The following is a 15,061-nucleotide window of genomic DNA, read 5'->3' on the forward strand; positions in this document are numbered from 1 at the left end:
CTATCATTTTTGGCGAAATGAATAATGACGATTTCACATCTGTCATAGAATGCGCTGACAAAATACTTGAAGCGTGTAACTATCCCCTAAAATAGTACAGCAAAAAAGTAGAAAATTCTCTTCATTAACCAACAGAGGATTTAAACATGAAATAGATAACACCATATCAATTCGTAGCTATTTTAAAAAAAAGTTGAAGCCGGTATTCCTGTCAAAGAACTTTGCCGTAAATATGGTATGGGGAATTCAACTTTCTATAAATGGCGTGATAAATACGGTGGTATGGAAACCTCCGATATCAAATGTTTAAAGCAGCTGGAGGCTGAAAACCGCAAGCTTAAGCAGGTGTTTGCTGAGCTCAGTTTAAAATCTCAACTTCAGGAGGAAATCATAATAAAGCTATAGTACCTACCAAGGCACGTAAAGCATGGGCTTTGGAGTTACAAGAAAATCATCCTGTTACTATTACCATGAGCTGCGCTATTGTTGGCTTAAGCCGCTGTGCTTACTATTATCAGCCCAAGTTACCAGATGATTCAGTAATTAGGTCGGTACTCAGTGCGATCACCGATAAGCATTTACGCTGTGGCTTTCCCAAGTGTTATAATCGCATCAGAAAGCTCGGCTATAAATGGAATCATAAACGTGTGTATCGGGTGTATTGTGAATTGAAGCTTAATCTCAGGGTAAAGCGTAAACAACGCATTCCTCCATGAAGCCCGGAAAGACTATCAGTACCCAATAAACAAGGTGAATGCTAGTCAATGGATTTTATGAGTGACAGCAGTCGCAATCAACGACGCTTTAGAACTTTCAATGTGATAGATGACTTTAATCGTGAGGCGCTAGGCATTGATATTGCAGTAAGCTTACGAGCTGGCAGGATTACCCGTTATCTGGATAAACTGGCCGAATATCATGGTTATCCACTCAAAATACGAGTAGATAATGGACCGGAATTCACTAGAAACACGTTTACTAATTGGGCAAAATCACATGGTATAACTATAGATTACATCAACCCCAGCAGCCCATATCAAAACGGGTATATTGAACGATTTAATCGTACCTATCGTACTGAAGTACTCGATTTATATCTTTTTAACAACTTAGCACAAGCAAGGAGAATAACCGAAGAATGGTTAACGATTTATAATACCGAAAGACCGCATGAGGTATTAAATAACATGACACCGATTGAGTATAAAACACTAAAACAGGCAGCATGATTTTCTACGTGAGTTGTGTACTAAGTTTGGGGTATTTACATATTGAATTGAATACTGAAACCTTTCTAAGTTACATTTTATAATGTTTAAAAAATGGTTTTTTATAATTATAGGTAGTGCTTCATTTTTATTGGGACAGTTAGTATTTTCGTGCCGCTCCTACCAACAGTGCTTTTTTATTTATTAACGACCTATTTTTTGAACAATATCTCAGATCGTCTTTATAGCTATTTTACTGATAATCATTACTATCAAACTTATATATAAAAAAGAAAGCAACAAAAATAAATTTGTTTGAAATGTTAGCAATGGCCTTAATTGTATTGTAAATACTTTTTATTTTATTATTTTAGGAAAAATTAAGAATGCAGTAGGGTATATAGGCAGTAAAAAATTACAGGGTAAGTTACCCTGTAACAAATGTGAGCCTAACTGTAAATAATTTTATTTAAGATTTTTCTTAATTTCTATAGCAAGCATTGGGTTCCACATGGCACCCGTAGCACTCATGACCGCATCTGCGCCATTATCGATAAACTGACGATAATGCTCACTAGAACTAACACCACCAACACCAACAATAACAAATTTTAGATCCATTTCTTTTCGATATTTAGCTAATCTACTTACCATATCTAAACCAGCCCAACGAATTGCATCTCCACAGACACCGCCTTCTTTTCTATTTTCCCCTAAGGCAGGATTACCTTTAGCATCAACTGGTTTAGCGGACAGTGTGTTAATTGTACTTAAGCCGTCGATAATAGAACCGACACGAGTCAATAAAGAAACGATCCTTTCATCATCAGGGAAATAGGCTAGTTTTAAAATAAGTGGGCGATCAGGAACAGCTGTTTTAATAGCGTTAACAATTCGTTCGACTTTATCTATATCAAAGCAAAGTAGTTTACTTGCTCCTTCGTTTGGGCAACTTAAATTTGCTTCAAGAATAGGCGCATTGGTTTCTCTAACTAATTTTGCAGCTAAAGCATAATCGATTTCTATTGCTTCATTGCTTTGCGTCCCCTGAAAACTACCAATTACATATTGCCCATGACCTGCAGATTTTACTGCATCAGCCATATCTGGTTGCCAAATATCTGGAGAAAAAGAAGGAACCCCAAAAGAGTTGGTAATTGATAGAGGTTGATTGTAAGCAGTATCTGCTAATACTGTATCTAAATTACACGATAATTTACCTTTAGGATGAACTGATAACACATTCGGTAATGGATGGCATTTATGTAGTTTTGTTCGAACTGTTTTATATACGCATAAATCAAATCCATAGGCAAATGCGGCTTTAATGTAGTTTGCATTTAATAAAGGACCTGCCGGTATACCAAATGGTAAATTAACGTCATGGTTTAAAAATTTTGAAGATTTTGTTGGGATTTGCTCAGCTTTATCTAATTGTGTAAAAAGACCAAATGGTCCTTGAGCATAATTATCTTCGTAGCTTATAGAAGGATTATAAAAAGGTGTTAAAGATTCCATACTATCTCCTGGTCATGCATGTTCTTAAAGTGAAGTTGGGTATTAAGTTGTAATAAAAATAAAATGAATAAGGTTTTATAGCCAAAAAAAATCCTCCATAAGGAGGATTAAGAAATAGGAACAATAGAGAGTAGAAAGATGGGGTAGATTCAGAACTGCTAATTGGAATTAAAGACATTAAGTTATTCTCTATTGTATAAATTTGTACACATTTTATCTGAATAAAATTAAAGTTCAATATGAAAATCATAAAAATATTTAACTAAATGAAAAGGTTATAGTATTTTTTTCTAGATTTTAAATCATAAATTCGACAATATAATCTCTCTAAAATACCCAAAATAAGCATGATCTTATCCTATTTATCGTGATAATTTTATAATTGCTTAATAACACTAAAAAAATTTATGTCTAAAAAATGATACTTGTTGTTATTAATGTAGATAATCCATGTGGAGAGTAACTATTGTTAATGTTATCATAATTAAAAAGCTTAAATACTAGTGAGTAGGTATATAAAAATGAAAAATGAACATATTTTTAGTCCGATAACTCTACCTAATGGCGTTGAACTAAAAAATCGTATAATGATGGCCCCAATGACAACTTGTTCTGGTTTTTATGATGGTTCAGTTACTCAAGATCTAATTGAATATTATCGTGTACGATCTGGTGAAATAGGGACAATTATTGTTGAATGTGGATTTGTTGATAATAAAGGATTAGCTTTTCCTGGTGCAATTGGTTTAGATAGTGATGACAAAATTGAAGGATTAGCAAAGATTGCGAAGGCAATCAAAGAAAAAGGCTCCAAAGCAGTAATTCAAGTTTACCATGGAGGGCGAATGGTTGAGCCAAAATTAATTGGTGGACAATCGCCTGTGGGGCCAAGTGCAATTGCAGCACCACGCCCTGGTGCAGCAATACCAGTAGCACTAAGCGCTGATGAAGTCGATGAAATGATCGAAAAATTTGGCCAAGCAGTGCGACGCGCTATCCAAGCTGGATTTGATGGTGTTGAAATTCATGGTGCAAATACTTACCTTATTCAGCAATTCTATTCACCAAATTCAAATCAACGAGATGATAAGTGGGGAGGAAGTCGTGATGATCGTACTCAATTCCCTTTAGCCGTCTTAGATATCACTCATAGTATGGTAAAGCAATATGCATCCCCAGAGTTTATCGTTGGTTATCGCTTTTCTCCAGAAGAATTAGAAATCCCAGGCATTCGTTTTGATGACACAATGTATTTGCTTGAAAAATTGGCCCTAAAAGGGCTTGATTATGTCCATTTCTCAATGGGAACAACGCTTAGATCGTCGATTGTTGATACTCAAGATCCAACTCCATTAATTAAAAAATTTGTTGCGATGCGTTCACCAATTTTATCAAAAATTCCTGTTGTAGGTGTCGGTAATGTTGTTAATCAAAGTGATTTGGATAGTGCCATCGACAATGGCTATGATTTAGTTGCGGTTGGTCGAGCTTGCATTGCTTATCCTGATTGGGTTAGTCGCATAAAGAAAGGTGAAAAACTAGAGCTATTTATCAATAGTGATAAACGTGAAGATCTGAATATCCCAGAACCTCTATGGCATTTTTCTCTCGTTGAAAGTTTAATTCGTGATGTGAATCTTAATATTAAAAAATTCAAACCTGGTAATTATCAAGAAAAAGTTAATGATGAATCTTATGAGTTTTTGATTAATGTTGAATTAGGAAATGATTTTATCAAAGATATACAACTCGTTAATGCTAACAACTTTGATAGCGAAGTATTAAATAATTTTACTGAAATTAAGCATCGAATTATTGACTCTAACAGCCCTCATGTTGATACCATTTCTGGCGCAACGACACAATGTGAGGCATTTAAAAAAGCTGTAACTAAAGCAATAGCCAAATCTAACAAAGAAGCGATTCTTGCGGAAGGTGGTGATCCTAATGACCAATCTTTTGATGTTGTGGTTGTTGGTAGTGGTGGTGCAGGGCTTACTGCTGCGATCCAAGCTCATGATCTTGGTGCAAATGTGGTTATTGTTGAACAAATGTCTGTAATTGGCGGTAATACCAATAAAGCTTCAGCTGGTATGAATGCGGCAGAAACCAAATTCCAAAAACTCAAAGGTATTACAGATAGTAAAGAACTCTTTTATAACGAAACGATGATAGGCGGAAAAAATAAAAATAACCCTGATTTATTACATTATTTTGTTGAAAATGCACCAAATGCCATTGATTGGTTAGATGAAAATGGTATTGAATTAAGTGGTATTACAACAACTGGTGGAATGAGTATTGATCGAACTCACCGTCCTGAAAGTGGTGCTGCAGTAGGTGGTTTCTTAATTAGTGGCCTAGTTAAAAACATCAATAAGCGTGGTATTGATGTTATGCTTGATACTGTAGTTACTGAAATTATGACAGAAAATAATAAAGTGGTTGGTGTTAAAGTTTCAGAAGAAGATGGCTCAAATCACGTAATAAAAACAAAAGTAGTTATTATTGCAACTGGTGGGTTTAGTGCCAATACCACAATGGTTGAAAAATATCGACCCGATCTTAAAGGTTTTGTCACCACTAATCACAAAGGCGCTACTGGTTCAGGCATTATGTTATTGGAAAAACTTGGTGCAGGAACCGTTGATATGGGAGAGATTCAAATCCACCCAACGGTTGAACAAACAACATCTTATTTAATATCTGAATCGATTCGAGGTGGAGGCGCAATACTTGTATCACAAAATGGTCAACGATTCGTTAATGAACTTGATACAAGAGATAAAGTTTCAGCTGAGATTATAAAATTACCTGAGCACTATGCTTATATCTTATTTGATCAGCAAGTCCGTAATGAAAACAAAGCAGTGGAAGAATATGTTTCAAATGAACTTGTATCACAAGCAAATACAATTGAGGAATTAGCACAAAAATTATCAATTGATACTAATACATTAACTAAAACTGTAAAGCGTTATAATCAGTTTGCTATTACCAAACAAGACAAGGATTTTGGCCGAACAACAGGTATACGTCATCCAATAGAAAAAGGTCCTTTCTATGCAATAAAGATCGCACCGGGCGTTCACCATACCATGGGGGGAGTGACAATCAACCCCCAAACACAAGTCCTAGATGCTAATAAAAATATCATCCAAGGGGTCTTTGCCGCAGGCGAAGTTGTTGGTGGTGTACATGGTGCTAACCGTATTGGTGGCAATGCTGTTGCTGATATCATTATTTTTGGTAGACAAGCAGGTAAAAAGGCTGCTGATTATATTAAAAATTAAATTATTACAACTAGCTGAGCTTGTTTAATATGGTATGTTCGAGATATGAATATTCTCAAACTTTAATGGGAACAACGGTGTCATTAACGCTTTTAGAGCCAAATGAAGCCGTTGCACACACTGTTTTTCAAATTATAAAAATGCTTGAGGATAAATTGACTGTTAACCGGTTATTTTCAGAAGTTATGTCAATTAATTTAGCTGCGGGTAAACACCCAGTGACAGTGAGTCGACCTATTTTTTCCCTAATTGAACAAGCTCAAAAAGTCAGTCTGTATTTCAATAGTTGCTTTAATTTTGCTATTGGCCCATTAGTTAAGCTTTGGAAGATTGGTTTCCAAGGTTATCAAGTACCATCTGCTGAATTAATAAAACAACAACTATTGTTAATTGATCCTAAAAATGTCGAACTTGATACAAACACACATTCCGTTTTTTTAAAAAAAACTGGAATGGAAATTGATTTAGGTGCAATTGCTAAAGGGTATATTGCTGATATTGTCAAATTGGTTTTACTCGAAAATCAAGTGTATCAAGGTATTATTAACTTAGGTGGAAATGTATTAACTTTAGGTGAGTGTTTAACAGAACAAAGTGGTTATTGGAATATAGGATTAAGAAAACCGTTTTCAATTAGTGATGAGCTGTCTGGCGTTATTAAAGTTAAAAATAAATCAGTTGTCACATCGGGAATTTATGAGCGCTTTTTTATGCAAAATAATAAACTTTATCATCACATATTTAATCCCAAAACAGGCTATCCGTTGGACAACGAACTTGAAAGTGTGACAATAATTTCAGATTCTTCATTAGAAGGCGATATTTATTCGACTGTTTTTTATGGATGGGGGATTGAGAAAAGTAAGGCGTATTTGCGAAAGAATCAAAATTTATCAGCCATATTTTTGCTAAAAAATAAAACTATAGCATTAATAAATCCTGATAACTTTAGTTTTCAAAAAACCGATACTCAATACACTATAAAAATAGATTAATTATTCAATTTGCAATAAATGCGATTTTAGTTAACGATATAATTTTATTATTTTTTATGAATTTTTTTTTGTGTAAATGGCTTAATATATAGGTCTTTTCACAAAAAATATTCAGGTAGATTGTTGATTTTATTTATTTTTTTTGATTATACAAACATGAGCAATTATAAATAATAGCCAAACAAAGAATAGTATTATTGTAACTGAATTAAATCTTATAAATTAAATAATATTTAAGTTAAAAAGGAAAATATTATGAGCGTAGTAAAGAAACCACCAGTAAAATGGTTGCCACTTATCATTATTGTGGTAATTTCAGCGATATTTTGGTTGTTTGTATCTCCACCTGAAGGTATTAGTCAAGAGGGTTGGCAAACCAGCATCATTTTTGTTGCAACAATTGCCAGTATTGTTGCCGAAATAATGCCAATTGGCGCAATTGGTCTATTAGCAATTACTGTTTTTGCTGTATTGAGACCATCTGGTGCAACAACAGCGACTGAGTCAATAAAAATCTCGTTAAGCGAATTAAATAGTAGTCTTATTTGGTTAATTGTTATTGCCTTTATGATCGCTCGTGGTTTTATCAAAACAGGTTTAAGTAAACGAATAGCCTATTATCTTGTTAAAATTTTGGGTAAAAATACCTTAGGACTTGCTTATGGTTTATCCGTTACTGATATTGCATTGGCACCAGCTATTCCAAGTACAACAGCACGTGCTGGCGGCGTTATTTATCCAATAGCGGAAGCACTAGCAATCAATTTTAAATCCAATCCCAAGGATGAATCAAGAAATCGCATAGGTACTTTTTTAATGCTAACTATTAGCCATGTAAATGATATCACCTCGGCAATGTTTCTAACGGCATTTACAGGAAATTTATTAGCAGCTAAATTAGTTACAACATCATTAAGTATTACATTAGGGTGGGGCCAATGGTTTGTTGCAGCAATTGCGCCATGTTTAGTTTCATTCGTTGTGATACCTTTGGTGATTTACTTTCTGACTAATCCAGAATTAAAAAGAACACCAGAAGCGCCAGAATTAGCGGCTGAAGAATTAAAGAAAATGGGGGTAATTACTGTTAAAGAAATCATTATGGGCGTTACTGTTGTACTTTTGTTAGCGCTCTGGATTTTTGGTAAAAATTTCGGTATTGATTCAACAACTACTGCGTTTATTGGCTTAACTATTTTGATCTTAACTGGTGTATTAAGCTGGGATGATATAAAAGGAGAAAAAGCTGCCTGGGACACATTAATTTGGTTTGCGGCATTACTTATGATGGCGGGGCAAGTTAATAAACTTGGTGTAACAAAATGGTTAGGGGACACAATAGGTGGAGCTGTACAAGGTCATTTAGGTGAAAGCAGTTGGGTATTAGTATTAGTTATTTTGTGTGTTGCCTATGTTTATTTACATTATTTCTTTGCAAGTGGAAATGCTCATATTGCTGCATTATTTCCCGTTTTCCTATCGATCGCTATTGCCTTAGGTGTACCAACTCTAACTGCAATTTTTGCGTTGGTTATTTGTACTAACTACTTTGGATCAATTACACAGTTTGCCAATGCTCGAAATCCACTATTATTTGCCGAAGGTTTTGTACCAGTAAAAACTTGGTGGAAAGTTGGGTTTATTTGTAGTGTTGTAAATCTAATTATCGTATTTACTGTTGGAATTTTATGGTGGAAGATAATAGGTCTGGATTAATTGTTATGTAACTGTAACTATCCTCTAAAATAATACATATTCCACCTTGAATCATTAAAAAAGTTATAGGTACTGTGAATGTTAATCAATGAATTTTATAAGTGATGGTAGTAGAAATTAACGTCATTTCAGAACATTCAATGTAATAAAATGGCTTTAATTGTGAAGTGTTAGATATTGATATTGCGGTCAGCTTACCAATAATTATCCGCTATTTGGATAAGCTGACTAAATATCATGGTCATCTAGTAAAAATATGAGTAGAGAAAAAAGAGACTATTTACTTAGTGAGATAATATTTCCCTTGATATGGCAAGAACAGTTGTGAAATTTGATGCATCAGTACGAATATCAACTCCATTTAATTCATCATTTTTAAATTGAAAATTTGAGGATAACATGCAAATAATTAAAAAATTATGTGATGACCTTAATTTGCCATATGGCGATCGATTTACTCAGGATTGGGCTTATGAGTTACCAGATCAATATAGAACAAAATATTGGTTAAATAAATATATTTTTGCATATTTATATAATGGATATTCTTCAATAGAAAAAAAAGAATTAATGATTTTATCTCTTGATGTTTGTAACGATTTAATTTCTTCGGGATTAAACCCTAATGATAAAGTTATTCAAAAGGTTTTAAATATTCTTTTTAACAATTATAAGAATTATGAGGATTTAATTAATTACTGGGCATTAGATAGTGCACCATTAACAGATTGTTTTACATTAACACCTATAATAAGAAAATTAAAATATCAAAATTATTTATAGAATTACTAAATTTTTTGTGCAGTATAAAATTTATTGGCACTACAAAGCGCCTTATTTTTAGGTATAATAATGGCTATTATATAGAATAGTGGAGTTGGTTTGATATGCATTTTTATTAATAATTAATAATTAATAATTTATTTTTTAAAATGGAAACCTAAGCTATCATAAAGCTTTTCCTTTTCAAGCGTTAATAGCTATCTATCTTTACCTCTTCATCACAATTAATGATATTAAAACAAAGCAAAACTATATTTTTCATCTATCAATGTTTAACAGTTAATTAGATATTGATTGTTATAAGATTTCAACATTAATTTTAGGTAATAGGCTTTTTATTTAACGACTATAGGTATTAAGATGAATTCATATTTATTACTTTTTTTTGCAATTATTTGTGAAGTTGTTGCAACTTCTTCATTAAAACTATCTGATGGATTTACCAATCTTATCTATTCCATCATTACCATTGTGGGCTATAGCGCTTCGTTTTATTTACTCTCATTAGCTCTAAAAACTATTCCCGTAGGTATTGCTTATGCTATCTGGTCTGGAATTGGAATTGTATTAATAAGCTTAATTGCATGGGTTTTTTTAAAACAAACTTTAGATTTTGCAGCTTTAGTTGGTATGGGGTTTATTATGTTTGGTGTTGTGATTATTAATTTATTTTCAAAAGTATCAGGGCATTGATTAATCGTAAATTAACTATAGGATAAATCCAAATAAAACTGTTCAATCAAATGAATGAGATCAGATTAAAATTAGGAAAGTATGAAATTTATTAATTGATATCATTCTCAATTTCAAATTCAATCTTTTTAATTGCTTGTTCACAGCGGTAAATTCGGTTATCAATTGCGGCGATTTTACTTTGATTGATAATTTCGGGCGATAGCTCTAGTTCGTATTTCATATTTTGTAGTCGGCGCAAGTAATCTAGGTGACGCATATGTTTTTGGGCTAAGGTTTCTGCAATAATATTTTGGAACCCTTTTTTGCGTAGGTTTTGGGTTGCTAGTTCACGCGTTAGGGCTGCAATTTGGTTAACTAACTTGTCAGATAAAAAAGTTATTTGTTCAACTTTTTCTAATTTTATGTTAGCAACTAATACTTGATAAGTTTGTTTGATTTTTTCAAGGTAAAACGTTTTATCTGTTACAACTTTATTAGTTTGAAATAGTTGCTCGTCAAAATAAGGTTCTTGAAATAGTTGCTCGTTTGCTAAATTAATTTGCTGTTCTAATTTGTCAATTTGTTTTTGTAGTATAGTGAGTAAATTTGCCATTGTGATTATTCTTTATAATAAGTTGAGCTATCGTTGTCTTGACCGAAATAATCACCTAAATGTAATTTGGCTAGGTTGATAATTTTCATAAATGCTTCAAATGTTAATTTATTGTCATCTAAACTATTTTTTTCGGCAATAATTTTTTTAGCAATTAATTTTATTTTTAATTGGTTATAACAGTCAATTAAATTAAGTGGTAAGGGCGATAGAGCACGTTTTCCTAGCCAAAATATTCCTTGCAAAGGCATGCTTAAGGTGAATAGTATGGTTATTATTGTTACAGCAATTTGTGCCGGCATGAAATACTGCCAAAAGAGTAAGCCAATAATGATAGGAGGCAAGTATTTATTTGCGGTTTTTATGTAGTTAATAATTTTTAATTCAGGAAATGAATGTGTTAATTGTTTGTCTACTGGGCAAAGCTTCATATACCTTTGACCAGCTTTAAATGTGGTTATTAAATTCATATTATTGTGATTCCTCGACATTCACTTCTTATTGTCTTAAAATAGTGCCATTCAAATTGGGGACTCTCTCTATTTTATCTCAAAAAACAAGATATCAGAAGTCACCTTAGCGTAGTCACATTGATTTTAAATCATGTGTTGAGTTACCAATTTTGATTGGTATATGTCTTTATTATTCAATTTATAGGAATTACTATGTCATCAAGTAATAACGCTCTTGTTCTTAATTGCGGAAGTTCATCATTAAAATTTGCCATTATAAACCCTGAAAATGGTGATGAGTTTTTATCTGGTTTAGCTGAATGTTTTCATCTTCCTGATGCTCGTATTAAGTGGAAGCTTGATGGTGTTAAGAACGAAGCTTCTTTAGGCGCTGGTGCAGCACACAGTGAAGCAATTCGTTTTATTGTTAATAGCATCTTTCCACAAAAGCCAGAATTATTAGATAGCATTAAATCGATTGGTCACCGTATTGTTCATGGTGGCGAAAAATATACCCAGTCAGTTGTTATTGATGATTCAGTATTAAAAGGAATTGAAGAAGCATCTGCTTTTGCGCCGTTACATAATCCTGCACATTTAATCGGTATTCGTGAAGCATTTGCTGCGTTCCCACACCTAAAAACTAAAAACGTTGCAGTGTTTGATACTGCATTCCATACAACAATGCCAAAAGAAGCTTATCTATATGCTCTTCCAAACGAACTTTATACTAAACACGGTGTTCGTCGTTATGGTGCGCATGGCACTAGCCATTATTATGTTAGTCGCGAAGCTGCTAAATTATTAAATAAACCAGTTGACCAAACTAATGTTATTACTTGTCATTTAGGTAATGGCGCATCAATTACAGCTGTTAAAAATGGTAAATGTGTTGAAACTTCAATGGGTTTAACTCCGCTTGAAGGCTTGGTGATGGGTACACGTAGTGGTGATATCGATCCAGCGATTATGTTCTTCTTACATGATAACTTAAAAATGTCTGTTGCTGATATTAATAACCTTTTAAACAAAAAATCTGGTTTATTAGGTTTGACTGGTGTGAGCAGTGATTGCCGTTATGTAACCGATAATTACGAAACAGATGAAAACGCTAAAAACGCTTTAGATGTGTTTGTTCATCGCTTAGTAAAATATATCGGCGGCTATGCTATGCTTTTAGATGGTCGTTTAGATGCTATCGTGTTTACTGGAGGTATCGGTGAAAACTCAGAAGAAGTGCGTCGTATGGCATTACAAAAATTAGGTATTCTTGGTTTTGAACTTGATCAAGAACGTAACCTTGCAGCTCGTTTTGGTAAGGGTGGCAAAATTACTAAAGATGGTTCAGCTATTGCGATGGTTATTCCAACCAATGAAGAACTTGTCATTGCTCAAGATGCTGCGCGTCTAACTGCTTAATAAATATTCAAAACCGCCTAAATGGCGGTTTGTTTTTATACAATAAAGATTTAAGAGGTAATAATTATGTCTCGTACAATTATGCTCATCCCAACTGGCACTAATGTCGGGTTAACAGGTGTGAGTCTGGGCGTTATTCGAGCTATGGAGCGTCAAGGTATTAATTTAAATGTGTTTAAACCTGTCGCGCAACCAAGAGCTGGTGGCGATGCGCCAGATAATACCACAACTCTAGTGAGCAACAATACATCAATTCCAACACTAAAACCGCTTAAAATGAGCCATGTTGAAAACCTATTAGGTTTAAATCAACAAGATGTGTTAATGGAAGAAATCGTTGCCCTTTATGCCGAAAATACTAAAGGAGCTGATGTTGTTTTAGTTGAAGGTATTGTGCCAACATCTGATTATCCTTTTGCTAATGAACTTAATAATAATATTGCTAAAACTCTTGGCGCCGAAATTATTTTTGTAGTTAATATGGGCAAAGATACGCCAGAACAACTTAGAGATCGTATTGAAATTGCTCGTTCTAACTTTGGTGGTATTAAAAATGATAAAATCGTCGGTGTGATTGTTAATAAAGTTAATGCGCCAGTTGAAGAGCAAAATCTTGCTCGTCCTGATGTTGCTGAAATTTATCATACCCCTAAATTTGATGATAAGAAAATTACTATCGATGATTTAAATGCACACAGTCCATTGCCTGTTCTTGGTTGTATTCCTTGGAATATTGATCTAAGTGCTTGTCGTGCTATAGATATTGCTAAGCATTTTGATGCAAAAATCATTAACGAAGGTTGTATTAAAAATCGTCGTATTAAACATGTGTCTTTCTGCTCTCGCAGCGTACCAAATATTATTAACCACCTACAACCAAATGCACTTTTAGTGACTTCTGCTGATCGTGCTGATGTGTTAGTTACTATCAGTTTAGCGGCAATGAATGGTGTGGCAATTGGTGGTGTACTCCTAACTGGTGGTTATGAAATCGACGATAAAATTGCAAAATTATGCCAACCTGCATTTGATACTGGTTTACCTGTATTTACAGTTAAAACCAACACTTTCCAGACATCGATTAGTCTACAACAATTTAATTTAGAAATTCCTGCTGACGATAAAGAACGTATGGAAAACACCCAAAATTATGTAGCTGATCATATTGATGCTAAATGGATTAAATCATTAAATGAAGTAGTGAATTCTGCACGTCGCTTGTCTCCTCCTGCATTTCGTTATCAATTAACTGAACTTGCACGTAATGCGAAAAAAGTAGTGGTATTACCAGAAGGTGACGAACCAAGAACAGTTAAAGCAGCTGCAATTTGTGCTGAACGTAACATTGCAAAATGTGTTCTTATTGGTAATCCTGACGAAGTGCGTAAAGTTGCCGCTTCACAAGGCGTGACTTTAGGTCAAGGAGTAGAGATCGTTGATCCTGAAAATATCCGTGAAAAATATGTTCCTCGCCTAGTTGAATTACGTAAAAACAAAGGGATGACTGAAGTTATTGCTCGTGAGCAATTGGCTGATAATGTCGTATTGGGTACCATGATGCTTGAAGCTAATGAAGTTGATGGTTTAGTTTCAGGTGCTGTACATACAACCGCTAATACTATTCGTCCACCGTTACAATTAATTAAAACTGCACCAGGCAGTTCCCTTGTTTCATCGGTGTTCTTTATGTTAATGCCTGACCAAGTATATATTTATGGTGACTGTGCAATTAATCCAGATCCAAACGCACAAGAGTTAGCCGAAATTGCCATTCAGTCAGCCGATACAGCAATCGCCTTTGGTATTGAACCTCGCGTTGCGATGATCTCATACTCAACAGGTAGTTCTGGTCAAGGTGCTGATGTTGAAAAAGTGAAAGAAGCAACTCGCATTGCTCAAGAAAAACGTCCTGATCTAATGATTGACGGCCCATTACAATATGATGCAGCGGTAATGCCTGATGTAGCTAAATCAAAGGCGCCTAATTCACAAGTTGCAGGTAAAGCTACTGTATTTATTTTCCCTGATCTTAATACAGGTAATACTACATATAAAGCAGTACAACGTTCAGCTGATCTTGTTTCGATTGGTCCTATGCTACAAGGCATGCGTAAACCTGTGAATGATTTGTCTCGTGGTGCATTAGTTGACGATATTGTCTACACTATTGCATTAACCGCAATTCAATCAGCACAAGAACAAAATGCTACAAAATAAGTTTAGCAAAACGTTTTAACGATTTATAAAAGGTGATGCAATATCACCTTTTTTAATTAAATTTAACCAAGTAATGAGTTTTAAAAGCTTGAGTTATAAAGATTCAGTTTTAAAGTATTTTGTTCTAGAAATTTGAGACAAGGTCTTCAAAAACTTATTTTAAGTCAATTCC

Annotated in this window: 13 protein-coding genes and 1 pseudogene; 11 read left to right on the forward strand and 3 right to left on the reverse strand. The window is 34.0% G+C overall.

Features of this window, described 5'->3' with window-relative positions; all coding sequences use genetic code 11:
- Positions 1-186 precede the first annotated feature (186 nt).
- The 4 genes and pseudogenes from ACGH6S_RS05560 to ACGH6S_RS05575 form a co-directional block, all read left to right on the forward strand.
- Positions 187-370, forward strand: a pseudogene (locus ACGH6S_RS05560) (transposase); the annotation flags it as partial.
- A 100-nt stretch (positions 371-470) separates the two neighbouring features.
- Complete coding sequence (locus tag ACGH6S_RS05565) at positions 471-716, forward strand: IS3 family transposase (protein WP_411578472.1); 246 nt, start codon at positions 471-473, stop codon at positions 714-716.
- Between the two features lie 57 nt (positions 717-773).
- Positions 774-1,229, forward strand: coding sequence for an integrase core domain-containing protein (locus ACGH6S_RS05570; RefSeq protein WP_411578462.1), 456 nt, complete (start codon positions 774-776; stop codon positions 1,227-1,229).
- Between the two features lie 129 nt (positions 1,230-1,358).
- Complete coding sequence (locus ACGH6S_RS05575) at positions 1,359-1,496, forward strand: DUF454 family protein (RefSeq protein WP_411578473.1); 138 nt, start codon at positions 1,359-1,361, stop codon at positions 1,494-1,496.
- A 177-nt stretch (positions 1,497-1,673) separates the two neighbouring features.
- Here ACGH6S_RS05575 and ACGH6S_RS05580 read toward each other — a convergent pair whose 3' ends face one another.
- Positions 1,674-2,726 carry a dihydroorotate oxidase gene (locus tag ACGH6S_RS05580; protein ID WP_085164072.1) on the reverse strand — a complete coding sequence of 351 codons (1,053 nt, stop codon included), beginning with the start codon at positions 2,724-2,726 and terminating at the stop codon, positions 1,674-1,676.
- A 521-nt stretch (positions 2,727-3,247) separates the two neighbouring features.
- Here ACGH6S_RS05580 and ACGH6S_RS05585 point away from each other — a divergent pair.
- The 5 genes from ACGH6S_RS05585 to ACGH6S_RS05605 all read left to right on the forward strand — a co-directional run bounded on the left by ACGH6S_RS05585 (position 3,248) and on the right by ACGH6S_RS05605 (position 10,206).
- Complete coding sequence (locus ACGH6S_RS05585) at positions 3,248-6,019, forward strand: flavocytochrome c (RefSeq protein WP_411578463.1); 2,772 nt, start codon at positions 3,248-3,250, stop codon at positions 6,017-6,019.
- 29 nt (positions 6,020-6,048) lie between these two features.
- Entirely contained in the window at positions 6,049-7,014 is a 966-nt protein-coding gene (locus tag ACGH6S_RS05590) for an FAD:protein FMN transferase (RefSeq protein WP_085164070.1), read from the forward strand.
- A gap of 255 nt (positions 7,015-7,269) precedes the next feature.
- Entirely contained in the window at positions 7,270-8,730 is a 1,461-nt protein-coding gene (locus ACGH6S_RS05595) for a DASS family sodium-coupled anion symporter (RefSeq protein ID WP_174798220.1), read from the forward strand.
- 399 nt (positions 8,731-9,129) lie between these two features.
- Positions 9,130-9,513 (forward strand): hypothetical protein, encoded by a 384-nt coding sequence (locus ACGH6S_RS05600; protein WP_034910600.1) that lies wholly within the window; start codon positions 9,130-9,132, stop codon positions 9,511-9,513.
- A 360-nt stretch (positions 9,514-9,873) separates the two neighbouring features.
- Positions 9,874-10,206 carry a DMT family transporter gene (locus tag ACGH6S_RS05605; RefSeq protein ID WP_034910602.1) on the forward strand — a complete coding sequence of 111 codons (333 nt, stop codon included), beginning with the start codon at positions 9,874-9,876 and terminating at the stop codon, positions 10,204-10,206.
- A 91-nt stretch (positions 10,207-10,297) separates the two neighbouring features.
- Here the strand turns inward: ACGH6S_RS05605 and priC are convergent, their stop codons facing one another.
- Positions 10,298-10,801: a primosomal replication protein PriC gene (priC, locus tag ACGH6S_RS05610; RefSeq protein WP_065589141.1), complete on the reverse strand. Its 504-nt coding sequence runs from the start codon at positions 10,799-10,801 to the stop codon at positions 10,298-10,300.
- A gap of 5 nt (positions 10,802-10,806) precedes the next feature.
- Positions 10,807-11,271 carry a terminus macrodomain insulation protein YfbV gene (gene yfbV / locus ACGH6S_RS05615; protein WP_167370046.1) on the reverse strand — a complete coding sequence of 155 codons (465 nt, stop codon included), beginning with the start codon at positions 11,269-11,271 and terminating at the stop codon, positions 10,807-10,809.
- 195 nt (positions 11,272-11,466) lie between these two features.
- On the opposite strand from yfbV, the gene ACGH6S_RS05620 reads away from it, so the two are divergent.
- Positions 11,467-12,672 carry an acetate kinase gene (locus ACGH6S_RS05620; protein ID WP_296318361.1) on the forward strand — a complete coding sequence of 402 codons (1,206 nt, stop codon included), beginning with the start codon at positions 11,467-11,469 and terminating at the stop codon, positions 12,670-12,672.
- 66 nt (positions 12,673-12,738) lie between these two features.
- Positions 12,739-14,889, forward strand: coding sequence for a phosphate acetyltransferase (gene pta, locus ACGH6S_RS05625; protein ID WP_065589138.1), 2,151 nt, complete (start codon positions 12,739-12,741; stop codon positions 14,887-14,889).
- Positions 14,890-15,061: the final 172 nt, after the last annotated feature.

It is taken from the genome of Gilliamella sp. BG3, assembly GCF_046635605.1.
GTDB classification, from domain to species: Bacteria; Pseudomonadota; Gammaproteobacteria; order Enterobacterales; family Orbaceae; genus Gilliamella; species Gilliamella bombi.